Consider the following 25,273-nt stretch of genomic DNA (forward strand, 5'->3'; position numbering starts at 1 on the left):
AGAAATGCCGGAACCCGAAGGTCCCGGCATGGGATAATGCAGACTGGTCGGATCAGACGGGGCGGCGTTCACGCAGGAACGGAAAGCACGCCATCCCCGAAAAAAAATCTAGGCGTCCGTCTCGCCCGACGTGTCCTCCAGCGGGATGATCTTCCCGTCACGCAGGGTAACAACGCGGTCCATGCGCCGTGCAAGGTCCATGTTATGGGTGGCGATCAGGGCGGCCACGCCATGCGCCCGCACGGTTTCAAGCAGCGCGTCGAATACCGCATCAGATGTATGGACATCCAGATTGCCGGTCGGTTCATCCGCCAGCAGCACCTGCGGGCGGTTGGCAAGGGCACGGGCGATGGCCACGCGCTGCTTCTCCCCCCCCGAAAGCTTGCCGGGCAGATGTTCCAGGCGATGCCCCAGCCCGAAGGCCGCCAGCAGTTCTTCGGCCCGTTCGCGTGCCTGCCTGCGCGAAACGCCTGCGATCATCTGCGGCAGCATGACGTTTTCCCGCGCGCTGAATTCCGCCAGAAGGTGATGGAACTGATACACGAAACCGATCCGGTCCCGCCGCAGTTCCGTACGGTCCCGGTCCGGCAGCGCACCCGCATCCTGTCCCGCCAGCAGGATACAGCCCGCATCGGGTTTTTCCAGCAGGCCCGCAAGGTGCAGCAGGGTCGATTTGCCCGTGCCCGACGGGGCCACAAGGGCCACGATCTCACCGGGATAGAGGGTCAGGTCCGCGCCACGCAGCACGTCCAGCACTTCTTCCCCACTGATATAACGGCGGGCAACCGCGTCCATGCGCAGCGCGGGTGTGGACGGATTGGGGTTCTCATTCATGGCGCAGGGCCTCCACCGGATCGGTCCGCGCCGCCCGCCATGAGGGATACAGCGTCGCCAGAAGCGACAGGACCAGCGCCATGACGATAACCTCGATCACCTGCGACCAGATCAGTCTGGCGGGCAGATGTTCGAGATAATAGACCTCCGCATTGAACAGGTCGGTGCCGGTGATACGCTGCAGAAGCTGGCGGATATGTTCGATGTTGAGACAGAACACGATACCCAGCACCGTGCCCGCTATCGTGCCGGTCACCCCGACCGACGCCCCGCACATGAGGAAGATGCGCATGATCGCACCCCGTGTCGCCCCCAGCGTACGCAGCACGGCGATATCGGCGCTCTTGTCCTTGACCATCATGATCAGCGATGAAATCACGTTGAACGCGGCGACAAGGATGATCAGCGTCAGGATCAGGAACATGACATTCTGCTCCACCTGCACGGCACCGAAAAAGGCGTTGTTGCTCTGCGTCCAGTCCATGACGCGCACGGTGCCATCCATGGCCTTTTCAATGCCCTGACGCACCGGGGCCACGTTTTCCGCATCGCGTGTCATGACCTGCACCTGCGTCACCTGACCGGGTAGCTGGAAATAGACCTGTGCGGCATGCAGGGGCAGAAATACGTAGCTGGCGTTGTAATCATTCACCCCTGCATCGAAAATCGCCACCACGCGATAGGCCCGCACGCGTGGCATGGTGCCAAACGCCGTTGCCGCACCCTGTGGTGAAACAAGGGTAAGCCTGCCGCCTACGGTTAGCCCGGCGCGTTCAGCCAGCGTGGTGCCGACGATGATGGTGTCATCATCTCCAAAGTCATCCAGCGTTCCGGCGACCAGATTGTCACTGACTTCGTGCAGGGCGATCAGGTCATTGCGGGTCATGCCACGCACCAGACCGCCCGCATTGTAGTTGCCCGAATTGAGCAGTACCTGCGATTCCACCAGCGGCGCTGCCGAAACCACACCCGGCACCTGACGCACGCGACCTGCGACATCATCATAATCGCTGATCGTGCGCGTAACGCCGTATACGCTCAGATCCCCGTTCAGGCCGAGGATGCGGCCCAGCAGGTCGGCCTTGAACCCGTTCATGACCGACATGACGATGATGAGCGTCGCAACGCCAAGGGCGATCCCCACAAGCGAGAAGATCGCAATGACGGAAACGAACCGTTCCCCGCGCCGGGCATGCAGGTAGCGCCCGGCGACCATCCGCTCGAAGGGACCGAACATCAGCCGTGGTTTTTCAGGACAAGGGCCAGCGCACCTTCAACCGTATCCTCGGTGCGTTCACCCGTGCGGCGGTTCTTGATCTCGACCTTGCCCTCCTTCGCCCCACGCGGGCCGACGATAAGCTGCCACGGATGCCCCATCAGGTCAGCATCGGCAAACTTCGCGCCCGCGCGTTCGCTGCGGTCATCATACAGCAGCAGGTCCGGCGCGGCCGCGTACAGTTTTTCGCAGATACCGTCACACACGGCGTCACCCGACTTGAGGTTGATGATCGCGGCCTTGAAGGGGGCCACGGATTCCGGCCAGATGATGCCGTTTTCATCGTGGCTGGCTTCAATAATCGCAGCAACCAGACGCGAGACGCCAATGCCATACGATCCCATTTCCGGATACAGCGGCGCGCCATCCGGCCCGCTGATCGCGATATCCATGGATTCGGTGTATTTGCGCCCGAAGTGGAAGATGTGCCCGACCTCGATACCACGGCCCTCGCGGCGGCGCCCGGCAGGTACCTGCGCCCATGCGGCTTCGTCATGCTTCTCGTCGGTCGCGGCGTAGAAGGAGGTCATGCGCGTGAAGAATTTCTCCAGCGACTGGCGATCGGTGATATCGACATCTTCTGCCAGCCAGTCCTGCTCCTCCAGTGCGCTGTCGAAGAACACGCCGCTTTCACCGGTGGGGGCAAGGATCAGGAATTCATGGCTCAGTTCGCCCCCGATCGGCCCCGTATCGGCCAGCATCGGGATCGCCCGCACGCCCAGACGCTGGAACGTGCGCAGGTAAGCCAGCATCATGCGGCGATAGGTATCGACAGCCGAAGCGTAGTCCGTATCGAAGCTGTAGGCGTCCTTCATGTAGAACTCACGCCCGCGCATCACGCCAAAGCGGGGACGCACCTCGTCACGGAACTTCCACTGGATGTGGTAAAGCACCTGCGGCAGTTCCTTGTAGGACTTGACCACCTGACCGAACAGGTCGGTGATCATTTCCTCATTGGTCGGCCCAAACAGCATGTCACGTTCATGGCGGTCACGGATGCGCAGCATTTCCGGCCCATAGGCGTCGTAGCGGCCCGAACGCTTCCACAGGTCGGCGGACTGGATGGTGGGCATCAGCATTTCCTGCGCGCCGATGGCATCCTGTTCATGACGCACGATGTTCGCGATATTGCGCAGTACCCGCAATCCGGCTGGCAGCCAGGCGTAGATGCCTGCCGCCGTCTGGCGAATCAGGCCCGCACGCAGCATGAGCCGGTGCGAGGTGATCTGGGCCTCGGTCGGATTTTCCTTGAGGGTCGGCAGAAAACTGCGGGACAGACGCATATCCGTATGAACCTTGAAGTATGGGAGCCAATAACGCGACGGACCCTAAACCAATAGCAACGCCCGTGGAATGGGGCATGTGCAGCCGTCCGCCCGATACCACACCGAAGCGTGATGCCCCGCCATCCCCCGGACGTAAACATCCGCGTGAGGGGGTGTAGCCGCTGCCCCCGTGCGGGGCTAAGGTGCGCGGGCAAATCTGGTTGCAGAAACGACGCCGGGTTTAGGGAAAACGTACCAAAAAAAATGGCAGGAAACGGATCAACCGCTTCCTGCCATAATCATTTCCGGCCTTGGCCTGCCGGTCAGACGCGCAGCAGATGCACATCCACCAGCGGGCGCTTTTGCAGCTTGCGGCCCAGTGCGCGGCGCAGGGCGGTTTTCGCCGCCTCGCGGAAGGTGGCGTCGCTTGCACGCAGTTCATCGGGAATCTCATCCAGCGCATTGCTGAACTCTTCCGTGATCCGCTGGGTTTCCGGGTCTTCCGCATCCAGCAGGCCCGGCGCGCTCACCTTCGGGTCACCGATCAGGTAGCCTTCATCATCCACCGCGAAGCTACCCAGAACCATGCCATTGAACAGCATGCGACGGCGCGCCGACAGGACGCCACCGTTCATGGGCAGAATCCGACCGCCATCAAGCACCAGACGCCCGGTGGGCGCCGTATCCCCGACTTCAACGCCATCAGCGCGGATATCGAGGATATCACCATCTTCCAGCAGGACCGGCTCGATATCGAGTTCCTGCGCAATGGCCGCGTTGGCGGTCAGGTGCCGCCATTCGCCATGTACGGGAATAAGGAAGCGCGGCCGCACGAGATCATACAGCATGCGCACGTCGCCACCCGTTGCATGGCCCGATACGTGAACAAGGTGATCCTTGTCCGTAATCACATGCACGCCACGGCGGGTCAGGCTGTCCTGCACCTGAATCACCGCCTGCTCGTTACCGGGGATCATGCGGCTGCTGTAGATGACGGTGTCATTCTCGCCCAGCGCGATATTGGGGTGCGTATCACCTGCAATGCGCGACAGGGCCGAACGCGGCTCTCCCTGGCTGCCCGTTACGATAAGCAGGATTTCGCCATCGGGAACCGAGTTGGCATCCTGTTCCGAAAGGAAGGCCGGCACGTCGGACAGATAGCCACATTCACGCGCCGCGACCTCAAGGTTGCGCAGGCTACGGCCCACCACCGCCACACGGCGGCCCGCCGCCTGCGCGGCCTTGGCCAGTGTTTCCACGCGCGCCACGTTACTGGCGAAGCAGGTAACGGCAATCCGCCCTTCAAGCGAGGCGATCAGCCGCGTCATCTCGCGCCGCACATCCGCTTCGGAGGCGGAGGGACCTTCGGTGCGGACATTGGTGCTGTCACACACCATCGCCAGCACGCCTTCACGCCCCAGGGCGGCAAAGGTCTCAAGGTCGGTCGGGGGGCCGACCTGCGGGTCGGGATCAATCTTCCAGTCGCCGGTATGGACGATGATGCCCTGCGGCGTACGCAGCACGAGCGACTGCGATTCCGGCACCGAATGGGTGACCGAGACGAAACGCAGGTCAAACGGCCCGACCGTAAACGCGCTGCCCGGCGCCACGACATGGATCGGCACCTGCTGGAGCAGTCCGGCCTCACCCAGCTTGCGGCGCAGCACGGCGGCGGCAAACGGGGTGACATAGACCGGACAGCCAAGCTGCGGCCACAGATGGGCGATCGCACCCAGATGGTCTTCATGCGCGTGGGTGACCACAAGGCCGGTCAGCGCCTTCTTGCGTTCGGCGATGAAAACCGGATCGGGCAGCAGGATCTCGGCTTCCGGCGTATCGTTGCCGCTGAAGCCGATACCACAATCGACTGCAAGCCATGCCTCGCCCTGACGGTACAGGTTGAGGTTCATGCCAATTTCACCTGTCCCGCCCAAGGGCAGGAATGAAACGCCTGTTACTTCATTCATCAAGAAATCCTGTTTCTGTTAATACGGTTTGCGATGGGTTCGAGAAAACGGGCCTGGAACGTCTGTTCCGTGCCGGATTGGTTGTCCTGTTGTCAGCCCGTTCAGGGCCAAGAATACCGTCAGTCACCAGCCTCAGGCCGGTATGCGCGCCGCGCTGCGTGGTGGAACCTGTCCATCTTCCCATTCCTTGCCCCAAGGGGACCGGATGGCTGAAAATGGTGCTCGACACCGACGCAGGTTTGCGGACCTACGCTAACAAATCCTGTATGGGATTATCATGTAATGCCGCTGACTCAAATCTCTTTCGGTGGTCGGGCTGGATTATTATCATCCGCGGGGCGCCAGAAGCACCTCGCCCGTTACGACCCGGACCGGGCCGGACGCCGTGTGCAAAAGCAGGATTCCATCATCGGCCAGACCTGCAAAAGTGCCGCTGAACTGCCGGTTTCCTGCCTTTACATCAATCTTTGTGCCTACCGGATGCCCGCGTTCAAGCCATGCCGTGCGGATTGCCCCAAACCCCTGCGCCGCATGACAGGCAAGCCAGCCATCCAGCCTGCGCAGCAGAACCTGCGCCATGTCGGGGGCAGTCGGCACATCCCCCCCGCATTCAGCCAGACAGGCCACATCCCGACCGGCGATAACAGGCGCACAGCGCAGGTTCGCCCCCATTCCGATAACCTGCCAGGCGATACCTCCGGCGCTGCCGGTCTCGATCAGGATACCCGCCATCTTGCGGCCATCCAGCAGCAGATCATTGGGCCATTTCAGTTCCAGCCGGTGCCCGGCAGGCAGAAAATCCGCAACCGCGTCATACAGCGCAAGCCCCGCGATGAATGGCCACAACCCCACAGGCACATCATCCGCCCCCTGCCCCATCAGCATGACGGACAGGGCCAGATTGCCACCGGGATCGGACCATTCCCGCCCCCGGCTGCCACGCCCCGCAGTCTGCTTCAGGGCCAGGATCGCGACACCGTTGGCGCCCTGCCCCGCATCCAGCCGCTCCCGGCACAGATCCGATGTCGATCCCAGCCGGTCATGCACCTCCAGCAGCCACGCCCCACCACCCATGCGGGGAATGGAACGGATGGAAGGACGGGCCGGGATATGGGTCATGCTTTACCTGAACAATGCGGAAGCCGCCGCCTGTGCCGCCGTGGCGACGGGACCAAGCCCCACCACGAAGAACACCGTCACCAGCCCCATTCCCACTGACACGAACGAGACGGAAACAGGAGACCGGTCCAGCGCCGGGACGGCGGTATCAAAGAACATGACCTTGACGATGCGGATGTAGTAGTACGCCCCGATCACGCTGCTTACGATACCGATTGCAGCCAGCGCGTAAAGATGCGCGTTGATCGCGGCATAGAACACCATGAGCTTGCCAAAGAACCCGGCCAACGGCGGCGCCCCGGCCATGGAGAACATGAATATCGCCATCGCCAGCGCCATGCCGGGGTCCGTACGGCCCAGACCGGCCAGATCGCTGATACGGGTTACGGCGCGGCCATTGCGGCGCATGGCGACAATGCCCGCAAATGCGCCGACATTCATGAACAGGTATGTCACCAGATAGACCAGCGTGCCACGCGTGCCTTCCGCCGTACCGGCGGCCATGCCGATCATGGCGTAACCCATATGCCCGATGGAGGAATAGGCCATCAGCCGCTTGATGTTCCCCTGCGGGATCGCCGCCAGCGAACCGAATACCATGGAAAGGGCGGATACCACTTCGATCAGCAACTGCCATTGTGGCGTCATGCTGCCGAAGGGACCGGCCATGACACGCAGCAGCACGGCGAAGGCCGCGATCTTGGGCGCGCCGGCCATATAGGCGGTCACCGATGTGGGGGCACCCTGATATACATCCGGCGTCCACATATGGAACGGCACCATCGACAGCTTGAAGCACAGCCCCACCAGCACGAACACGATGCCCACCATAAGGCCCGCAGGCAGCACGGCGCTGCCACGCACGGCCTGTTGCAGACCCGCATATTCCAGCGTCCCGGCAAAGCCGTAAGCCAGTGAAATGCCATAGAGCAGGATGCCCGACGCGAGCGAGCCAAGCACAAAATACTTCAGCCCCGCTTCAGCCGCCCCCACCCGGTCACGCGCGAAGGCGCACAGGATGTAGATGGACAGGGACGAAAGCTCCAGCCCCACAAACAGCGTCATGAGATTGCCAGAGGACGCCATGATCATGGCCCCCAGCGTGGAAAACAGGATCAGCACCGGGAATTCGAACTTGTCGATTTCCATTTCGCGCGCATAACCCACGCTCAGCACCAGTGACAGTGCCGCGCCCGTCAGGCTCAGCACCTTCATGAAGCGGGCAAAGCCGTCATTGATGAAAACATGGCTGTAGCCCGTGCCATCGGGCGAAATTACGACAAGCACCCCCGTCACGACAAAGGCCAGCAGCGTCATCATCGCGCAGGAAAAGAAAGCCTGCCCACGCTTCTGCATCACCCCGGCCAGGAGGATGGCCAGCCCCGACAGGGCCAGCACGATTTCAGGCAGAGCAAGTGTCCAGTTCATCGGTATTGGCCCTGACATCCTTGGGGTTAGCGGTAAAACAGCATGGTGGACAGTAGCACCACCAGGCCGATCAGCATGGAAAAGGCGTAAACCGCGATGGAGCCGGTCTGGACCCGCACCGCCTGTCCCGCACTGCCGGATGTCAGGCGGGCCAGTCCTTCGGGAATGGCCTCGATCACACCTTCATCCGCGCCCTTCCACAACAGGCGTGCAAGGGCACGGTACGGGCGGATGATCGCCACATCATACAGTTCGTCGAAATACCATTTGTTCAGCAGGAACAGGTAAAGCGGCCGCAGGCTGCGGGCGAGTGCCCCAGGAATACCGGGGCTTGCCACGTAGCAGACATAGGCGACCGCAATACCCAGCACGGCTGCGAATGTCGGCACCAGCGCGATGAAGCCCGGCGTCTGTTCAAGACGGTCGATCACGGACTGACCGGGCACACCGGCAATCGCCCCATTCCAGAATGCCGCATGACGCGCGCCGATATACAGCGGTTCCAGCGCCAGACCGGCCACCACGGCACCGAAGGACAGCAGCACGACCGGCAGCATCATGGATGGCGGGCTTTCATGCGCGCCTTCATACAGATGCCCGTCACGCGGCCGGCCATGAAACACCAGAAAGATCAGGCGCCAGCTATACAGCGCGGTCAGGAACGCGGTGATGCAGCCCATAAGCCAGCCATAATGGCCCATGCCATTACCCGACATCCATGCGGCCTCAAGGATCGCATCCTTGGACCAGTACCCGGCAAAGGGGAAGATACCCGCCAGCGCAAGGCTGCCGATCCACATGGCAATGTAGGTCAGCGGGATCTTGCGCCACAGCCCGCCCATGCGGAACATGTCCTGTTCATCGTGAACGGCATGGATCACGCAGCCCGCGCCAAGGAACAGCAGCGCCTTGAAGAACGCATGTGTGGTCAGGTGGAACATGGACGCCTGATAGGCCCCTACACCCACCGCCACGAACATGTAGCCAAGCTGCGAACAGGTGGAATAGGCGATCGTGCGCTTGATGTCAGGCTGCACCAGCCCCACCGTCGCGGCAAAGAAGCTGGTTGTTCCACCGATCAGCACGATCAGGTCGCGCGTGACGGGGGCAAGTTCCACCAGCGGCGACATCCGCACCATAAGGAAGATGCCCGCCGTCACCATGGTCGCGGCATGGATCAGGGCGGAAACCGGGGTCGGTCCCTCCATCGCGTCAGGCAGCCATGTATGCAGGAACAACTGCGCCGACTTACCCATCGCGCCGATGAACAGCAGCGTCGCGATGACTTCCAGCAGCGGATGCGTGCCAAAAAGCTGGAACGTGTCGTTCACATGTGCAGGCAGGGCGGCAAAGATGTCATCATAGGACACGCTGCCCAGACGGATGAAGATGAGCGAGATGCCGACAAGAAAGAACAGGTCCGCCACGCGGTTGACCACAAATGCCTTGATGGCGGCGGCACAGGCGGACGGACGGTCGTACCAGTAGCCAATCAGCAGGTAACTCGCCAGCCCCACCCCTTCCCAGCCGAAGAAGAGCTGGAGCAGATTGTCGGACGTAACCAGCATGAGCATGGCAAACGTAAACAGCGACAGATAGGAGAAGAAGCGGAAAACCGGCCTGCTCTCATGCGCCATGTAACCCACGCTGTACACATGCACCAGCAGGGAGACCACCGTGACCATGGCCACCACGCTGACCGACAGCGCATCCATGCGCAGTTGCCAGTCCGCCCGGAAACCCGCCGCATGGACCCAGTCGGCCACGGGCACGATAACCGTGTTCATGCCGCCGCCCATCTCGAACCCCAGCACGCCGATCGCGGCAAGTGCCGCACACGTCATGAAGGCGATGGTCGTGAAACGCGCGGCCCCGTCCCCCATAAGGTGACCGAAGCACCCGGCGACAAGAAACCCGATCAGGGGCGCGAACACCGCCACTTCAAAAAGGAAGGATGCTGTCTGCATTTTCCTTACCCCTTCATCATCGTGATATCGTCGACTTCGATCGAGCCGCGATTACGGAAATACACCGTGACAATGGCCAGACCGATGGCGGATTCCGCCGCGGCGATGGTCAGCACGAACAGGGTCATCACCTGCCCCGACAGGTCGCCGGTAGCCGCTGAAAACGCCACGAAATTGATATTGGCCGAAAGCAGGATCAGCTCGATCGACATCAGGATGATGATGACGTTCTTGCGGTTCAGGAAAATGCCGAACACGCCCAGAACCAGCAGGATCGCGCCAACACTCAGGTAGGGCGCAAGGCCGATCCCCTCAATCGCGCTATTCATCGTCCTGTCCTTTCGCGCCTTGCGCCGGGGTAATGACCACCAGCGCGGTTTGTGTCTGTTCCGCAGCCTCGCGCGCACGCCATGCTTCCGTCCCGTAGGTGCCGGGCACGGCGGCGACATCGTAGCTGTCATGCGGGCGCAGGAAGCCGCCCTGTGCCGCGACCCCGGCCCCCAGCGGCACCTGAAGCATTTCAAGCGATTCCTGGGGTATGCGGTCGTGCTGGCGGTCGATGTTCTGCCTGCGGCCCGTCGGGCGGTCGCGCAGGGTCAGCACGATCGCGCCGATCATGGCCACCAGCAGCACCAGCGCGCAGGTCTGGAACAGGAAAATATAGTGGGTGTAGAGCACATCCCCCAGCGCCGCCGTGTTGGTCCGGGTGGGCGAGGACGGAACCAGATGCGTGATCTGCCCGATATTGCCCGCCACGCGCCAGTGGGTGAACGCCATGATGAGTTCCACCAGCAGCACGCCACCAACCGCAGCCCCGATCGGGGCGTAACGCTGCACGCCTTCACGCATCTGCGCAAAGCGGACATCAAGCATCATGACCACGAACAGGAACAGCACCGCGACCGCGCCGACATAGACAATAACCAGCGTCATCGCCAGGAATTCGGCCCCCGCGATCAGGAACAGCCCCGCCGCGTTGAAGAACGCCAGAATCAGGAACAGCACCGAATGCACGGGGTTACGGGCGCACACCACCATGGTGGCGGACAGGACCAGAACCGCCGCGAAAACGTAAAAGACGATTTGGGTCATCATGGGTGAGCTTCCTGCCGCATGGATGTTTCCTCCTGCTGGCATGGCGGCCACGGCCTGCGCGCGGTCCGCCGTGCGGTATCAGCGGTACGGGGCATCAAGCTCGAGCCTGCGGGCGAGAACGCTTTCCCAGCGGTCGCCATTGGCCAGAAGCTTGTCCTTGTTGTACATAAGTTCTTCGCGGGTTTCGGTCGCGAACTCATAATTCGGCCCTTCGACAATCGCATCGACCGGGCAGGCTTCCTCGCACAGGCCGCAATAGATGCACTTGGTCATATCAATGTCGTAGCGCGTGGTGCGGCGGGAGCCGTCATCGCGCGGTTCGGCCTCGATGGTGATGGCTTCCGCGGGGCATGTCGCCTCGCACAGCTTGCACGCAATGCAGCGTTCTTCCCCGTTGGGGTAGCGGCGCAATGCGTGTTCGCCACGAAAGCGTGGCGAAAGCACGCCCTTTTCATAAGGGTAGTTGATCGTGGCCTTCGGCTTGAAAAACGCCTTCAGCGTCACGCTCATGCCCGCCACCAGTTCGGACAGCAGCATGGAGCGGGCGGCCTTGCTTAATGTACCCATTAGCCTGCTCCTCCGGGCAGAAGGCCCGTTACCATCAGGAATCCCGCGCTCAGCACCATCCACGCCAGCGAGAATGGCAGGAACACCTTCCACCCCAGCCGCATGAGCTGGTCGTAGCGATAGCGGGGGAATGTCGCGCGCACCCAGATGAACACGAACAGGCAGAACAGGATCTTGGCGATCAGCCACAGCGGCCCCGGTATCCATGTAAAGGGCGCGATGCCCAGCGGCGGCAGCCAGCCGCCAAGGAACAGGATGCTGACCATGCCGGACATGAGAAACATGTTCGCGTATTCGCCCAGAAAGAACAGGCCGAATGCCAGGGCTGAATATTCGACGAAGAAGCCCGCCACCAGTTCGCTCTCGCCTTCCGGCAGGTCAAAGGGCGCACGGTTGGTCTCGGCCAGCGCCGAGATGAAAAACACGATGAACATCGGGAACATCGGCAGGCAGAACCAGACATGGCGCTGCGCCAGCACGATGTCATTGAGGTTGAGGCTGCCCACCGCCAGCAGGACCGATACGATCACCAGCCCGATGGACACTTCATACGACACCATCTGCGCCGCCGAACGCAGCCCGCCAAGAAACGCGTATTTGGAATTGGACGCCCAGCCCGCGATCAGGATGCCGTAAACACCCAGCGAGGAAATCGCCAGCAGATACAGGACACCCACATTGATGTTGGCGATGGCCAGCCCGTTCCCCGTGGGGATCACCGCCCACGCCACCATGGCCAGCGAGAAGGTCAGGAACGGCGCGAACAGGAACAGCATCCTGTTTGCACCAGACGGGATGACCGTCTCCTTCGTCAGCATCTTGATCGCATCGGCGAAAGCCTGCAGCACGCCGAACGGGCCGTTTACATTCGGCCCCTTGCGCAACTGCATCGCGGCCATGACCTTACGTTCGGCCAGGGTCAGATACGCCACGCCCAGCAGCAGCGGCACCAGCACCGCCAGGGATTCCAGCACGATCAGCAGGATCTGGCCGATGACGGTATGAAAGAAGAAATCAGCCATGTCCCTACTCCGCAGCCTCGATGGCGGGGTGCACGTAAATCCCCGAACAGGTTTCCATGGTCGGACTGGCGCGGCACACGGCGTGGGTCAGGTAATAATCGGATATGACCGGCCGAAGCGGCGCATCCGACACCGGAACCGTCCCCGCATCGGGTGCCGTGGTGTCCGATGTGCCATGGCGGCTCCATGCCGCATGCCCGAATACCGGGCTGGCCTGCACCATGCGCGCGCGCAGGGCTTCCAGCGTATCGTACGGCAGTTTGCGGCCCGCCACTTCGGAAAAGGCCCGCAGGATGCGCCAGTCTTCACGCGCATCACCCGGCGGCATGACCGCGCGGAACGCTTCCTGCACGCGCCCTTCGGTATTGGTGTAGGTGCCCGGCTTTTCCGCATAAAGCGTGCCCGGCAGGATCACATCCGCCCGCGCGGCACCCGCATCGCCATGATGCCCCTGATAGACGACGAAGGTTTCCGGCCCGATACGATCGGTCGGGAACTCGTCCGCGCCCAGCAGCCACAGCACGTCAACGCCGCCATCCAGCATGCCCGCGACATCACGCCCCTGTGGGCCGGGCAGGAAACCAAGATCCAGCCCCGCCACCCGGCTTGCCGCCGTATGCAGGACATTGAACCCATGCCAGTCCGGGCTGATCGCCCCGACCTTCGCCGCCAGATCCCAGCATGCACGCGCAATCGCCTGCCCGTCCGGGCGGGTCAGCGCACCATGGCCGACAATGATCATCGGTTTTTTTGCGCCCGCCAGCACATCGGCAAACGGATGCGTGCCGTCGGCAAGGGCCGCCAGCGCGTCCGGCCCCTGCCCCAGCACATCCACTGCGTATGTCGGATCGGCATTGGGCGCGCCGATCATGCCGATGGGAAAACCACCCCGGCCTGCCGCAAGGTAGCGTTTACGGATACGCGCATTCAGCACGGGCGCTTCCTGCCGGGGAATGGAGCCTACGATCAGCAGGGCATCCGCATCCTCGATCCCGGCGATACCTGTGTTGAAAGTATAGAAGTCCCGGCGTGAAGTATCGTATTTCGCCCCGTCCTGACGGCAGTCAATATTGGGCGAACCCAATGTTTCCATCAGATCCTTCAGCGCCATCATGCTTTCCGCATCGCACATGTCGCCCGCGATCGCGCCGATACGCTGGCCCGGCACATCCTTCAGCCGTGTGGCGATGGTGGCGAACGCATCCTGCCAGCTTGCGGGCTGGAGCCTGCCATCCACCCGCACCCAAGGCCGGTCCAGACGGCGGCGGCGGAACCCGTCCACAACAAAGCGCCCCTTGTCCGCCAGCCATTCCTCGTTCACTTCGTCATTGATGCGCGGCACGATGCGCAGCACGGCGGCCCCACGGGCCTGCATGACGATATTGGTGCCTACCGCGTCGCACACATCGATTGAATCCGTGCGCTTGAGTTCCCACGACCGCGCGGTAAATGCGTAAGGCTGCGAAGTCAGCGCACCGACGGGGCAGATATCGATCAGGTTGCCCGACAGTTCGGATGTCAGGGCCTTTTCAACATAATTGGTGATTTCCAGATTTTCCCCGCGCGAAATACCGCCCAGTTCCGGAACGCCCGCGATTTCGGTGGAAAACCGGATGCAGCGCGTACACTGGATGCACCGTGTCATGACCGTCTTGACCAGCGGGCCAAGATACTTGTCCGTCACCGCGCGCTTGTTTTCATGGTAACGGGTATGGTCCGCGCCATAACCGAATGCCTGATCCTGCAGGTCGCATTCGCCGCCCTGATCGCAGATCGGACAGTCAAGCGGGTGATTGATCAGCAGGAACTCCATCACCGCGCGGCGGGCGCGACGCACCACCTCCGTATCGGTGAAGATCTGCATGCCTTCGTTTATGGGAAACCCGCAGGAGGCGACTGGCTTGCGCCCGCCCGAGACCTCGACCATGCACATACGGCAGTTGCCCGCCACCGACAGGCGTTCGTGATAACAGAAACGCGGGATTTCCTTGCCCGCCGCCTCACACGCCTGAAGGGCGCTGGAACCTGCCGCGACCTCGACGGGAATACCGTCAACGGTTACTTTCACCATTGTTCCTACTCCGCCGCTTCATTCATGCCAGCCGGAACCTGTACGGTCCGGCTACCGCCATGCGCCGCCTTGTAGGCGTGGATACGTTCTTCCATCACCGGGCGGAAACGGCGGATCAGCCCCTGGATCGGCCATGCCGCCGCATCGCCCAGCGCGCAGATGGTGTGTCCTTCCACCTGCCGGGTGACCTGCTCCAGCATGTCGATTTCCTCGATTTCCGCGCGGCCCTGCACCATGCGGTCCATGATGCGCATCATCCAGCCCGTGCCCTCGCGGCACGGCGTGCACTGGCCACAGCTTTCATGCTTGAAGAATTTGGAGAACCGCGCGATGGCCGCGATGATATCGGTGGATTTGTCCATCACGATCATGCAGCCGGTACCGAGGCCGGACCCCTCGGCGCGCAGGCTGTCGTAATCCATCAGCACGTTTTCACACACGTCACGCGGCAGCATGGGTACCGAACAGCCGCCAGGTATGACCGCCAGCAGGTTATCCCACCCGCCGCGCACGCCACCGCCATGCTTTTCGATGATGTCCTTCATCGGGACACCCAGCTCCTCCTCAAACACGCAGGGCGTGTTGACGTGACCCGATATGGCCATGAGCTTGGTACCCGCGTTGTTGGGCCGCCCCAGCCCGGCGAACCATGCCGCGCCACGGCGCAGGATGGTGGCGGAAACTGCAATGCTTTCCACATTGTTGACCGTAGTGGGGCAGCCATACAGCCCCATCGCCGCCGGGAAAGGCGGCTTCATGCGCGGCTGGCCTTTCTTGCCCTCAAGACTTTCCAGCAGGGCGGTTTCTTCCCCGCAGATATAGGCACCCGCGCCGCGATGGATATAAAAGTCGAAATCCCAGCCCGACCCGCAGGCGTTCTTCCCGATCAGTCCGGCTTCATATGCCTCGTCAATGGCATGCTGGAGATGACGGGCCTCGTTATAGAATTCGCCACGGATATAGATGTAAGCCGTATGCGCACCCATGGCGAAAGAGGCGATCAGCGCGCTTTCCACCAGCTTGTGCGGGTCATGGCGCAGGATTTCGCGGTCCTTGCAGGTGCCGGGTTCCGACTCATCGCCATTGATGACCAGGTAATGCGGTCGCCCATCATTCTTTTTGGGCATGAACGACCATTTGACGCCGGTGGGGAAACCCGCCCCGCCCCGGCCACGCAGGCCGGACGCCTTCATCTCGTTAATGATGGCATCGCGCCCGCGCGCCAGTATCGCGCCCGTATTGTCCCAGTCGCCGCGGGCACGGGCACCTGCCAGCTTCCAGTCATTCTGGCCATACAGGTTGGTAAAGATGCGGTCCTTGTCCTGAAGCATGACCTTACTCCTGCCCCTGCGGCTTCTGCACCGCATCTTCGCGCAGGACCTTGCGTCCACCCGCCGGGGCGCAGGCCATGCGCGCGATGGTCGGGCCGGGCGTGGGCCGTTCGCCCCGGCGCAGGGCCTCGATCAGTTCAAGCGTGCGCGGGCCGTCCAGGTCCTCGTAATAATCATCGTCAACCTGCAGGATCGGGGCGTTGGAGCATGCCCCCAGACATTCGACCTCGGTCAGGGTGAACAGGCCGTCCTTGCTGGTTTCGCCAAAACTGGTGATGCCGGTAGCCGCCTTACACGCCGCCGTTACATCATCCGAACCACGCAGCCAGCATGACGTGGTGGTGCAGACCTGCAGGTGATACCGACCGATCGGGGTGGTGTTGAACATGAGGTAAAAGGTCGCGACCTCGTAAACCCGGATCGGCGCCATTTCCAGCCGTTCGGCCACCACATCCATGGCCACGCGGGGTATCCACGCGCTGCCGGTCGCGCGGCCCATCTGTTTCTGCACGATATACAGTAGCGGCAGCACCCCGCTTGCCTTGCGCTCGGGCGGATATTTGGCAAGGACCGTGGCGATCTGGCGCTCACTGTCCTCATCAAATGCGAAATGGGTCGGTTCCGCGCCCTGTGGCGCGTCGGATTGGACGGACATGTCGGTCACCTGTCAATCTCGCCAAAAACCAGATCCAGCGATCCGATAATGGCCACGGCATCAGCCAGCATGTGCCGGCGCGACATCTCGTCGATTGCCTGGAGATGGGAAAAACCCGTGGGCCGGATCTTGCAGCGATACGGCCGGTTGCTGCCATCGGCCACCAGATACACGCCGAATTCCCCCTTGGGGGTTTCGGTTACGGTGTAAGTAGCGCCCGGCGGCACGTGATAGCCTTCGGTAAACAGCTTGAAATGATGGATCAGCGCTTCCATGGACCGCTTCATCTCGCGCCGTGGCGGGGGCGTGATCTTGTGGTCCTGCACCTTGACCGGGCCGGGACGGATCTGTTCCAGACACTGCCTGATGATGCTGACGCTTTCGCGCATTTCCGCCACACGGATCAGGTAGCGGTCGTAGCAATCACCCTGCCTGCCGACCGGCACGTTGAATTCCACCTTGGCGTAATTGTCATAGGGCTGGCTGCGCCGCAGATCCCACGGCACGCCCGAAGCCCGCAGGCATGGGCCACTGAACCCCCAGGCCAACGCCTGTTCGGTCGTGAACACGCCAATGCCAACCGTGCGCTGTTTCCAGATGCGGTTGTTGGTCAGAAGCGATTCCAGATCGTCGATCCAGCGCGGGAAGGTCGTGGCCCAGTCCGCGATACGCTCTTCCAGCCCGGCGGGCAGGTCACGCGAGACACCGCCGGGACGGACATAGTTGGCGTGGAAACGCGCGCCGGACGCTGCCTCATAAAACTCGAGCAGCTTTTCACGTTCCTCATACCCCCACAGCGCAGGCGTCAGTGCGCCACAGTCCAGCCCGAAGGAGGTCAGGTTGAGGATATGATTCAGAATGCGCGTGATCTCGGCAAACATGACGCGTATCCAGCGCGCGCGGTCCGGGGCCTCGATCCCCAGCAGCTTTTCAACCGCCAGCGCGAAGGCCTGCTCCTCACACATGGGGGAGACGTAGTCGAGCCGGTCGAAATACGGCAGCGCCTTGGGATAGGTCTTGTATTCGATCAGCTTTTCCGTGCCGCGATGCAGCAGGCCGACATGCGGAATGGCACGGGCGACAACCTCGCCCTCCATTTCCAGCACAAGCCGCAGCACGCCATGCGCGGATGGATGCTGGGGACCGAAATTAAGCGCGTGGGAATCAATTTCCACCACATGCCGCCGCACTTCGCCGGTATCGTCCTCCGGCAGGAGTGAGTCGGGAACAGCGGCATCGCTACGAAGGGTTACGTCGCTCATCTGTCGCCTACCCCTGTCGTTTCATGTTCTGGCGGCTGGCATGCGCCTTTTCATCGCCCGGCAGGGTCAGGATTCCCTCCCATGGCGATTCAAAATCGAAATTGCGGAAGTCCTGCACCAGATCGACGGGTTCATAGACAACCTGACGCCGTTCGCTGTCGTACCGCATCTCCACATATCCGGTCAGCGGGAAGTCCTTGCGCAGCGGATGCCCTTCGAAGCCGTAATCGGTCAGGATGCGCCGCAGGTCGGGCTGATCGGTAAACAGGATACCGAACAGGTCGTAGGCCTCGCGCTCCCACCATGTCGCGGCGGGCCAGATCTGGTGCACTGACGGGACGGGAGCCGTCTCGTCAGTGGTCACGATCACGCGGATACGGTGGTTATGGGTAACGGACAGCAGGTTGTAGACTACATCGAACCGTTCAGGCCGGTCGGGAAAGTCCACGCCGCAAATGTCCATCACCTGCTGGCAGGCAAATTGCGGATCGTCACGCAGCATGAGCATGAGCGCCAGCAGCCGGTCGCGTGTGGTGCGTACCACCAGTTCGCCCTTTTCCAGACCGGCGGAAATAATGCCCGGAACCCGTGTGGACAGGTGGAAGGTGATGGCCCCCAGCCCACCCGACACTGCGTACGGCACCACCGCCGATGGGGACGTGTTTGCTGGTTCAGCCACGGCGTATTGTCCCTGTCCTACGAATTTTCTTCTGAAGCTGCATGATGCCGTAGATCAGCGCTTCCGCCGTGGGCGGGCAGCCGGGCACATACACATCAACCGGCACGATCCGGTCACAGCCCCGCACGACGGAGTAGGAATAGTGGTAATACCCGCCCCCGTTGGCGCATGACCCCATGGAGATGACCCAGCGCGGTTCGGCCATCTGGTCGTAAACCCGGCGCAGCGCGGGGGCCATCTTGTTGGTCAGAGTACCCGCTACGATCATCACGTCCGACTGGCGGGGCGAACCGCGCGGGATGATGCCCATGCGATCCAGATCGTAGCGCGGCATGTAGGCGTGGATCATTTCCACCGCGCAGCAGGCCAGCCCGAAGGACATGGGCCACAGGCTGCCCGTCCGGCCCCAGTTCACCAGTTTGTCGAGATTCGCGACCACGAAGCCCTTTTCGGTAATCTCGCCCGTGATGCCCTTGATTACGGCGTCCTGCTCCGCCCCCGGCGGCAGCATTTCACGATTCCAGGCGATGCTGTCCGCAGGCCGACCAGGCCCGGATGTATCGTTGCCCATTGGTGCGCCTCCGCTTGTCATGCTCAATCCCAGTCCAGCGCGCCCTTGCTCCATTCATAGATGAAGCCAACCACCAGAACGCCCAGAAAACCCATCATGGACAGGAAACCAAACCACCCGATCCGCGATAGACTCATTGCCCATGGGAAGAGGAATGCGACCTCAAGGTCGAAAATGATGAACAGGATCGCGACCAGATAGAACCGCACATCAAAGCGGTGGCGCGCATCATCAAAAGCCTCGAAACCGCATTCGTAAGCCGACGTTTTTTCGGCATAGGGTTTCTGGTGGCCAAACAGCAGCGAACTGCCCAGCATCGCGCCAGCGATGACCACCGCAATGCACCCGAATATCAGCACGGGCAAATAATCAGTGATAACGGGATGCATGTTCCGTGTTCCCAACCTGTTAAGAAGCCATCTGCGTGTCTTTATCGACTTATGTGTGGCTTCGGGGATGCTAGACCCAACGTGGTGCAGGGAACAGTTACTTAACCGTGTTCTTTCAGGAACATTACTGTGAGGATAGATACAGGACCGGATACGTCAATATTGCGTGAATATTTGTTTACGCACGGTTTATTGTTCTCATTTTCCCGTGTGCCACCTGATTGAAGGCACAAAAAAACGCCAGCGCTGAAGCGTCTGGCGTGTCTGCCGGAAAAACCGGATAACCACGTGGCGCGAGTGACGGGGCTCGAACCCGCGACCTCCGGCGTGACAGGCCGGCGCTCTAACCAACTGAGCTACACCCGCATGGTGTGTGCCCCTGCCCCGCAATGCGGAACGAGGGAATATGGTGGGCGATGACGGGATCGAACCGCCGACCCTCTCGGTGTAAACGAGATGCTCTACCGCTAAGCTAATCGCCCGCGACCCTACTAAGCGATTGCAAAAAAAGGGGCAACCCAAAAAATGGATTGCCCCTTCTTTTTTTCCTGAAAAATCAGTCAGCCTTACTTGCTGACAGCTTCCTTCAGGTTCTTGCCCGGCTTGAAACGGACGGAAGTGGAAGCCGGAATGTCCAGCGGCTCACCCGTGCGGGGGTTACGCCCCTTGGCTGCCTTGCGGGTCGCCGTCACGAACGTGCCGAAACCGACCAGACGGACTTCCTGCTTGTTTGCCAGCGCCTTTTCGATCGCACCGAAAACCGCATCAACCACTTCGCTGGCTTTTGCCTTCGCCAGATCGGCTTCCTCGGCTACCGCAGCAACGAGTTCCTGCTTGTTAAGTGGCTTCTCCATTTTACGCCTTTCTTTGTACTGTGCGCCTACGCAATCATTCAAAAGTCGCGCCGCATTTCTGCACGCACTATGCCGCTGTTTTGTCTCACGTCAACCAACAGAATTGGAGGAATGACAGAGAAATCCGTCATTCTCCTTCTGCACGACAATTCTGCGCCGTAGCCTCTGCCCGATATTGACTAATGCGTCAACGCGGGCGCTGCCGTGCTTGCGGTATCAGCCGGTGTTACCGGTTCCGTCCACTCGATCGGCTCAGGCTTGTGCACCAGCGCCTGACCAATCACCTCATCCACATGGGAAACCGGCAGGATGGTCAGCGCGGTCTTCACGACATCGGGAATGTCGATCAGGTCCTTCTCGTTATCCTTGGGGATGAAGATGGTCGTCAGCCCCGCACGATGGGCCGCCAGCAGCTTTTCCTTAAGCCCACCAATGGCCAGCACGCGGCCACGCAGGGTGATTTCCCCCGTCATGCCCACTTCCCGGCGCACGGGAATGCCCGTCATCACGCTGACCAGCGATGTCGCCATGGCGATACCCGCCGACGGACCATCCTTCGGCGTAGCCCCTTCGGGCACATGCACATGCAGGTCACGCTTTTCAAACAGGTCCGGGCTGATCCCGAACGTAACAGCGCGGCTGCGGACGTAGGAAAGGGCCGCAGCTACGCTTTCCTTCATCACATCGCCCAGCTTGCCGGTCAGCTTGATGTTGCCCTTGCCCGGCACCATCACACTTTCGATGGTCAGGATTTCTCCCCCCACCTCGGTCCAGGCCAGTCCCGTCACGACTCCGACCATGTCTTCCGACTCGGTCTCCCCGTGCAGGAACCGCTTTACCCCTGCGTATTTCTCAAGGTTTTCAGCCGTGATCGCCACGGTCTTCGCCTTGCCGGTCACGATTTCGGTCACTGCCTTGCGGGCCAGTGTCGCAATTTCGCGCTCAAGGTTACGCACGCCCGCTTCACGCGTGTAGCTGCGGATCAGTTCCCGCAGCGCATCATCGGAAACAGACCATTCGCCCGGCTTGAGATTGTTCGCCGCCGTCTGCTTGGACAGCAGGTGACGCTTCGCGATCTCGACCTTTTCGTCTTCCGTGTACCCGGACAGGCGAATGATCTCCATGCGATCCAGCAGGGGCTGGGGCATGTTCAGGCTGTTGGCCGTGGTAATGAACATCACATCCGACAGGTCGTAATCGACCTCCAGATAGTGATCGCCAAAAGTGGCGTTCTGTTCGGGGTCCAGCACTTCGAGCAATGCGGAGGACGGATCACCGCGCCAGTCGGCGCCCAGCTTGTCGATCTCGTCCAGCAGGAACAGCGGGTTTGAGGTCTTGGCCTTCTTCATGCCCTGAATGATCTTGCCGGGCATGGAGCCGATATAGGTACGACGGTGGCCCCGGATTTCGGCTTCGTCACGCATCCCGCCCAGCGACATGCGGACATACTGCCGCCCCGTCGCCTTGGCGATGGACTTTGCCAGCGAGGTCTTGCCAACACCCGGCGGCCCCACGAGGCACAGGATCGGCCCCTTGAGCTTCTGCGCGCGACTCTGCACGGCCAGATACTCGATGATGCGTTCCTTGACCTTTTCCAGACCATAATGATCCGTATCAAGGACCTGCTGGGCTTCCGACAGGTCATGACGGACCTTGGAACGCTTCTTCCACGGGATGCCCAGAATCCAGTCGAGATAGTTGCGCACCACCGTCGATTCGGCGGACATCGGGCTCATGCTCCGCAGCTTCTTCAGCTCGGCCACCGCCTTTTCGCGCGCTTCCTTGCTCAGCTTGGTCTTGGCGATCTTTTCCTCAAGCTCGGCGGTCTCGTCCTTCCCGTCCTCACCTTCACCCAGTTCCTTCTGGATCGCCTTGAGCTGCTCGTTCAGGTAGTACTCGCGCTGCGTCTTTTCCATCTGCCGCTTCACGCGGTTACGGATGCGCTTTTCCACCTGCAGCACGCCGATTTCGGCTTCGATATGCGCAAAAACCCGTTCCAGACGTGCGTTCACGTCCTGAATTTCAAGGATTTCCTGCTTTTCGGGAATCTTCAGGTTCAGATGACTGGCAATGGTATCCGCCAGCTTGGACAGATCATCAATCTGGTTAAGGGAGACCAGCACCTCGGGTGCGATCTTCTTGTTCAGCTTGATATACTGCTCGAACTGACCAATCAGCGTGCGGCCGATCGCTTCGGCTTCCTTGCCGTCGCTCTCCTGCTCCGGCACGTCCTCGATCTCGGCCTCGAAATGACCATCGATTTCATGCAGCGCCGTAATGTGGGCGCGGCGGCCACCTTCGACCAGCACCTTCACCGTGCCGTCTGGCAGCTTGAGCAACTGCAGGATGGTGGAGACCGTACCGTAACGATAGATGTCATCCGGCGTAGGGTCATCCTGCGCGGCGTTCTTCTGCGCGACCAGCAGGATCTGCTTGTCGCTGCGCGTTACGGCTTCCAGCGCGCGGACGGATTTCTCACGCCCGACGAACAGCGGCACGATCATGTGCGGGAAAACGACAATATCACGCAGCGGCAGCACGGCCATCGTGTCGTGCCCGTTTTCGACTTCCTCGGGCTCGCGCGTTGCGGGTACCTGTGCTGCTGCCTTGTTTTCGATGGGGTCCGTCCCTTCGGGGACGGGATTCAGTCTGTCAGTTTCAGACATATTATGTTCGACCTCCTGATGGACGATCCCGGATGGACACCCGCCCTGGCGGCCTGCCCATCCGTTGCGCCGCATATGCGACAACCTTAAAGCTTCATGTTGTCACGACGCCGCACCACCACAACCCCGGTGGTGCCATTTCAGCGGAGAGACCAGGCCGCGCCGGGGGCCTCAGGCCGACTGTTCGGTCGGCTGGTTCTTGCCATACACGTAGACCGGCTGCGCCTTGCCTTCCGCCACTTCCTTGTTGACGACAACTTCCTCGACATTCTTCAGGCCGGGCAGGTCGAACATGGTCGACAGCAGGATGCTTTCCAGAATGGCGCGCAGGCCACGGGCGCCGGTGCGCCGGGCAATGGCGCGCTGGGCCACCTGACGCAGCGCGTCCTCGGTGAAGGTAAGCTGCACGTCTTCCATCTGGAACAGGCGGGCATACTGCTTGACCAGCGCGTTCTTGGGCTTGGTCAGGATCTCGATCAGGGCAGCTTCGTCCAGATCCTCCAGCGTCGCCACGACCGGCAGACGACCGATGAATTCGGGAATCAGACCGAATTTCAGCAGATCCTCCGGCTCGACATCGCGCAGCACGGCACCCATCCGGCGTTCGTCGGGGGACTGCACATCCGCCCCGAACCCGATGCCGGATCCCTTGCCGCGCGCGCTGATGATCTTGTCCAGACCGGCAAACGCGCCACCGCAGATGAACAGCATGTTGGTGGTATCGACCTGCAGGAATTCCTGCTGCGGATGCTTGCGCCCGCCCTGCGGCGGCACGGAGGCGACGGTGCCTTCCATGATCTTGAGGAGCGCCTGCTGCACACCTTCACCGCTCACGTCACGCGTGATGGAGGGATTGTCCGACTTGCGGGAAATCTTGTCGATTTCGTCAATGTAGACGATGCCGCGCTGGGCTTTCTCCACATTGTAATCCGCGGCCTGCAGCAGCTTGAGGATGATGTTCTCCACATCCTCACCAACGTAACCGGCTTCGGTCAGGGTGGTGGCGTCAGCCATGGTGAACGGCACGTCAAGGATACGCGCAAGGGTCTGGGCCAGAAGCGTCTTGCCCGAACCGGTCGGCCCGATCAGCATGATGTTGGATTTTGCAATCTCGACATCATTGTTCTTCTGGGCATGGGCCAGCCGCTTGTAGTGGTTATGCACCGCGACCGAGAGAACCTTTTTCGCATGCCCCTGCCCGATGACGTAATCATCAAGGATCTTGCAGATTTCCCGCGGAGTGGGCACGCCATCGCGCGATTTGACCAGATGCGTCTTGTGCTCCTCACGGATGATATCCATGCACAGCTCGACGCATTCATCGCAAATGAACACGGTGGGACCGGCGATCAGTTTGCGGACCTCGTGCTGCGACTTGCCGCAGAACGAGCAGTAAAGCGTATTTTTGGAATCGCCGGATTTGTTATTCATAACCGCTCCTATTCCCACAGAGGGGAACTTCTCCATACCTTGCAGCCGGACTGCAACATCCCGGCACGCCGCAGGTGACCCGAACCCTTGCGGGCGGGAAGCGCGCCTGCGTGCACGCTTCCCCTGATTGCCGGTTATTCCGCCGTTTTTGGGGCCGTGTTACGGCGGACGACTTCATCCACGATACCGAATGCCTGCGCTTCTTCCGCCGACATGTAGCTGTCGCGTTCCAGCTTCTGCTCGATTTCCTCAAGCGTACGGCCGGTATGCTCGTTGTAAATCTCGTTCAGGCGCTTGCGGATGGTCAGGATTTCCTGGGCCTGGATCTCGATGTCGCTGGCCTGTCCCTGCGCCCCGCCCGAAGGCTGGTGCACCATGACGCGGGCGTTGGGCAGGGCGAATCGCCGCCCCTTCTCACCACCTGCCAGCAGCAGCGACCCCATGGACGCAGCCTGTCCGATACACACCGTGCTGACGGGGCAGCGGATGTACTGCATGGTGTCGTAAATCGCGAGCCCGGCCGACACAACGCCGCCGGGGCTGTTGATATAGAACGAGATTTCCTTGCCGGGGTTCACGCTTTCCAGATAAAGCAGCTGGGCGGACACCAGCGCCGACACCTGATCGTAGACCGGTCCGGTCAGAAAGATGATCCGTTCCTGCAGAAGGCGGGAATAGATGTCGAATGCCCGTTCCCCGCGGGAGGTCTGCTCCACCACCATCGGCACCAGAGCATTATTGAAGATCTCTACGGGATCCCGATCCCTCATAGCCATATTCCCGATCCTGAAAAGCAAGGAGTCGATCCGCGTTTCCTGCCCGCC

General features: G+C 61.3%; 22 protein-coding genes and 2 tRNA genes. All 24 read right to left on the bottom strand.

Annotated elements, in window-relative coordinates; translation table 11 throughout:
* Positions 1 to 108: 108 nt before the first annotated feature.
* Positions 109 to 834 (bottom strand): ABC transporter ATP-binding protein, encoded by a 726-nt coding sequence (locus CFR79_RS00070; protein ID WP_110546344.1) that lies wholly within the window; start codon positions 832 to 834, stop codon positions 109 to 111.
* Complete coding sequence (locus tag CFR79_RS00075; RefSeq protein WP_102323330.1) at positions 827 to 2,071, bottom strand: lipoprotein-releasing ABC transporter permease subunit; 1,245 nt, start codon at positions 2,069 to 2,071, stop codon at positions 827 to 829. The genes CFR79_RS00070 and CFR79_RS00075 overlap by 8 nt, the downstream gene beginning before the upstream one ends.
* A complete protein-coding gene (gene proS, locus CFR79_RS00080) occupies positions 2,071 to 3,393 on the bottom strand; it encodes a proline--tRNA ligase (RefSeq protein ID WP_110546347.1) in 1,323 nt (440 codons plus the stop codon). The genes CFR79_RS00075 and proS overlap by 1 nt, the downstream gene beginning before the upstream one ends.
* A 305-nt stretch (positions 3,394 to 3,698) precedes the next feature.
* A complete protein-coding gene (locus CFR79_RS00085) occupies positions 3,699 to 5,342 on the bottom strand; it encodes a ribonuclease J (RefSeq protein ID WP_110546349.1) in 1,644 nt (547 codons plus the stop codon).
* Between the two features lie 327 nt (positions 5,343 to 5,669).
* On the bottom strand, positions 5,670 to 6,461 hold the full coding sequence (locus CFR79_RS00090) for a biotin--[acetyl-CoA-carboxylase] ligase (protein WP_110546351.1): 792 nt from the start codon (positions 6,459 to 6,461) through the stop codon (positions 5,670 to 5,672).
* Positions 6,462 to 6,464: 3 nt separating this feature from the next.
* Complete coding sequence (nuoN, locus tag CFR79_RS00095) at positions 6,465 to 7,889, bottom strand: NADH-quinone oxidoreductase subunit NuoN (protein WP_110546353.1); 1,425 nt, start codon at positions 7,887 to 7,889, stop codon at positions 6,465 to 6,467.
* A 26-nt stretch (positions 7,890 to 7,915) separates the two neighbouring features.
* Complete coding sequence (nuoL, locus tag CFR79_RS00100) at positions 7,916 to 9,856, bottom strand: NADH-quinone oxidoreductase subunit L (protein WP_110546355.1); 1,941 nt, start codon at positions 9,854 to 9,856, stop codon at positions 7,916 to 7,918.
* Positions 9,857 to 9,861: 5 nt separating this feature from the next.
* Positions 9,862 to 10,185, bottom strand: a complete 324-nt coding sequence (gene nuoK, locus CFR79_RS00105; protein ID WP_102323324.1) for an NADH-quinone oxidoreductase subunit NuoK — start codon at positions 10,183 to 10,185, stop codon at positions 9,862 to 9,864.
* A complete protein-coding gene (locus CFR79_RS00110; RefSeq protein ID WP_110546358.1) occupies positions 10,178 to 10,951 on the bottom strand; it encodes an NADH-quinone oxidoreductase subunit J in 774 nt (257 codons plus the stop codon). The genes nuoK and CFR79_RS00110 overlap by 8 nt, the downstream gene beginning before the upstream one ends.
* Before the next feature lie 78 nt (positions 10,952 to 11,029).
* Entirely contained in the window at positions 11,030 to 11,518 is a 489-nt protein-coding gene (gene nuoI, locus CFR79_RS00115) for an NADH-quinone oxidoreductase subunit NuoI (RefSeq protein WP_102323322.1), read from the bottom strand.
* A complete protein-coding gene (gene nuoH, locus CFR79_RS00120) occupies positions 11,518 to 12,540 on the bottom strand; it encodes an NADH-quinone oxidoreductase subunit NuoH (protein WP_102323321.1) in 1,023 nt (340 codons plus the stop codon). Before nuoH ends, nuoI begins: the two co-directional genes overlap by 1 nt.
* Before the next feature lie 4 nt (positions 12,541 to 12,544).
* Positions 12,545 to 14,611 (bottom strand): NADH-quinone oxidoreductase subunit NuoG, encoded by a 2,067-nt coding sequence (nuoG, locus tag CFR79_RS00125; protein WP_110546361.1) that lies wholly within the window; start codon positions 14,609 to 14,611, stop codon positions 12,545 to 12,547.
* A 5-nt stretch (positions 14,612 to 14,616) separates the two neighbouring features.
* Positions 14,617 to 15,942 carry an NADH-quinone oxidoreductase subunit NuoF gene (gene nuoF / locus CFR79_RS00130; RefSeq protein WP_102323319.1) on the bottom strand — a complete coding sequence of 442 codons (1,326 nt, stop codon included), beginning with the start codon at positions 15,940 to 15,942 and terminating at the stop codon, positions 14,617 to 14,619.
* Between the two features lie 4 nt (positions 15,943 to 15,946).
* On the bottom strand, positions 15,947 to 16,597 hold the full coding sequence (locus CFR79_RS00135; protein ID WP_102324161.1) for a complex I 24 kDa subunit family protein: 651 nt from the start codon (positions 16,595 to 16,597) through the stop codon (positions 15,947 to 15,949).
* 5 nt (positions 16,598 to 16,602) lie between these two features.
* Positions 16,603 to 17,859 (bottom strand): NADH-quinone oxidoreductase subunit D, encoded by a 1,257-nt coding sequence (locus CFR79_RS00140; RefSeq protein ID WP_102323318.1) that lies wholly within the window; start codon positions 17,857 to 17,859, stop codon positions 16,603 to 16,605.
* A gap of 7 nt (positions 17,860 to 17,866) precedes the next feature.
* The gene (locus CFR79_RS00145; protein WP_102323317.1) at positions 17,867 to 18,538 is read right to left on the bottom strand and encodes an NADH-quinone oxidoreductase subunit C; all 672 of its coding nucleotides are present in this window, start codon (positions 18,536 to 18,538) and stop codon (positions 17,867 to 17,869) included.
* Complete coding sequence (locus CFR79_RS00150; RefSeq protein WP_102323316.1) at positions 18,531 to 19,109, bottom strand: NuoB/complex I 20 kDa subunit family protein; 579 nt, start codon at positions 19,107 to 19,109, stop codon at positions 18,531 to 18,533. Before CFR79_RS00150 ends, CFR79_RS00145 begins: the two co-directional genes overlap by 8 nt.
* A 23-nt stretch (positions 19,110 to 19,132) precedes the next feature.
* Positions 19,133 to 19,498 (bottom strand): NADH-quinone oxidoreductase subunit A, encoded by a 366-nt coding sequence (locus CFR79_RS00155; RefSeq protein WP_102323315.1) that lies wholly within the window; start codon positions 19,496 to 19,498, stop codon positions 19,133 to 19,135.
* 289 nt (positions 19,499 to 19,787) lie between these two features.
* Positions 19,788 to 19,864: transfer RNA gene (locus CFR79_RS00160), tRNA-Asp, on the bottom strand.
* A 41-nt stretch (positions 19,865 to 19,905) separates the two neighbouring features.
* A tRNA-Val gene (locus CFR79_RS00165) sits at positions 19,906 to 19,980 on the bottom strand.
* An 84-nt stretch (positions 19,981 to 20,064) separates the two neighbouring features.
* Entirely contained in the window at positions 20,065 to 20,352 is a 288-nt protein-coding gene (locus CFR79_RS00170) for an HU family DNA-binding protein (protein WP_102323314.1), read from the bottom strand.
* A gap of 179 nt (positions 20,353 to 20,531) precedes the next feature.
* A complete protein-coding gene (lon, locus tag CFR79_RS00175) occupies positions 20,532 to 23,018 on the bottom strand; it encodes an endopeptidase La (protein ID WP_102324160.1) in 2,487 nt (828 codons plus the stop codon).
* 171 nt (positions 23,019 to 23,189) lie between these two features.
* Complete coding sequence (gene clpX / locus CFR79_RS00180) at positions 23,190 to 24,449, bottom strand: ATP-dependent Clp protease ATP-binding subunit ClpX (RefSeq protein WP_102323313.1); 1,260 nt, start codon at positions 24,447 to 24,449, stop codon at positions 23,190 to 23,192.
* 134 nt (positions 24,450 to 24,583) lie between these two features.
* A complete protein-coding gene (locus CFR79_RS00185; protein WP_102324159.1) occupies positions 24,584 to 25,219 on the bottom strand; it encodes an ATP-dependent Clp protease proteolytic subunit in 636 nt (211 codons plus the stop codon).
* Positions 25,220 to 25,273: the final 54 nt, after the last annotated feature.

The organism is Komagataeibacter saccharivorans (genome assembly GCF_003207825.1).
Lineage (GTDB): Bacteria > Pseudomonadota > Alphaproteobacteria > Acetobacterales > Acetobacteraceae > Komagataeibacter > Komagataeibacter saccharivorans.

Bases quoted from the DNA above. Each gene is read 5' to 3' on its own strand.
- CFR79_RS00070 (WP_110546344.1), bottom strand. From the start codon at position 834: ATGAATGAGAACCCCAATCCGTCCACACCCGCGCTGCGCATGGACGCG.
- CFR79_RS00075 (WP_102323330.1), bottom strand. From the start codon at position 2,071: ATGTTCGGTCCCTTCGAGCGGATGGTCGCCGGGCGCTACCTGCATGCC.
- proS (WP_110546347.1), bottom strand. From the start codon at position 3,393: ATGCGTCTGTCCCGCAGTTTTCTGCCGACCCTCAAGGAAAATCCGACC.
- CFR79_RS00085 (WP_110546349.1), bottom strand. From the start codon at position 5,342: ATGAATGAAGTAACAGGCGTTTCATTCCTGCCCTTGGGCGGGACAGGT.
- CFR79_RS00090 (WP_110546351.1), bottom strand. From the start codon at position 6,461: ATGACCCATATCCCGGCCCGTCCTTCCATCCGTTCCATTCCCCGCATG.
- nuoN (WP_110546353.1), bottom strand. From the start codon at position 7,889: ATGAACTGGACACTTGCTCTGCCTGAAATCGTGCTGGCCCTGTCGGGG.
- nuoL (WP_110546355.1), bottom strand. From the start codon at position 9,856: ATGCAGACAGCATCCTTCCTTTTTGAAGTGGCGGTGTTCGCGCCCCTG.
- nuoK (WP_102323324.1), bottom strand. From the start codon at position 10,185: ATGAATAGCGCGATTGAGGGGATCGGCCTTGCGCCCTACCTGAGTGTT.
- CFR79_RS00110 (WP_110546358.1), bottom strand. From the start codon at position 10,951: ATGATGACCCAAATCGTCTTTTACGTTTTCGCGGCGGTTCTGGTCCTG.
- nuoI (WP_102323322.1), bottom strand. From the start codon at position 11,518: ATGGGTACATTAAGCAAGGCCGCCCGCTCCATGCTGCTGTCCGAACTG.
- nuoH (WP_102323321.1), bottom strand. From the start codon at position 12,540: ATGGCTGATTTCTTCTTTCATACCGTCATCGGCCAGATCCTGCTGATC.
- nuoG (WP_110546361.1), bottom strand. From the start codon at position 14,611: ATGGTGAAAGTAACCGTTGACGGTATTCCCGTCGAGGTCGCGGCAGGT.
- nuoF (WP_102323319.1), bottom strand. From the start codon at position 15,942: ATGCTTCAGGACAAGGACCGCATCTTTACCAACCTGTATGGCCAGAAT.
- CFR79_RS00135 (WP_102324161.1), bottom strand. From the start codon at position 16,597: ATGTCCGTCCAATCCGACGCGCCACAGGGCGCGGAACCGACCCATTTC.
- CFR79_RS00140 (WP_102323318.1), bottom strand. From the start codon at position 17,859: ATGAGCGACGTAACCCTTCGTAGCGATGCCGCTGTTCCCGACTCACTC.
- CFR79_RS00150 (WP_102323316.1), bottom strand. From the start codon at position 19,109: ATGGGCAACGATACATCCGGGCCTGGTCGGCCTGCGGACAGCATCGCC.
- CFR79_RS00155 (WP_102323315.1), bottom strand. From the start codon at position 19,498: ATGCATCCCGTTATCACTGATTATTTGCCCGTGCTGATATTCGGGTGC.
- CFR79_RS00170 (WP_102323314.1), bottom strand. From the start codon at position 20,352: ATGGAGAAGCCACTTAACAAGCAGGAACTCGTTGCTGCGGTAGCCGAG.
- lon (WP_102324160.1), bottom strand. From the start codon at position 23,018: ATGTCTGAAACTGACAGACTGAATCCCGTCCCCGAAGGGACGGACCCC.
- clpX (WP_102323313.1), bottom strand. From the start codon at position 24,449: ATGAATAACAAATCCGGCGATTCCAAAAATACGCTTTACTGCTCGTTC.
- CFR79_RS00185 (WP_102324159.1), bottom strand. From the start codon at position 25,219: ATGAGGGATCGGGATCCCGTAGAGATCTTCAATAATGCTCTGGTGCCG.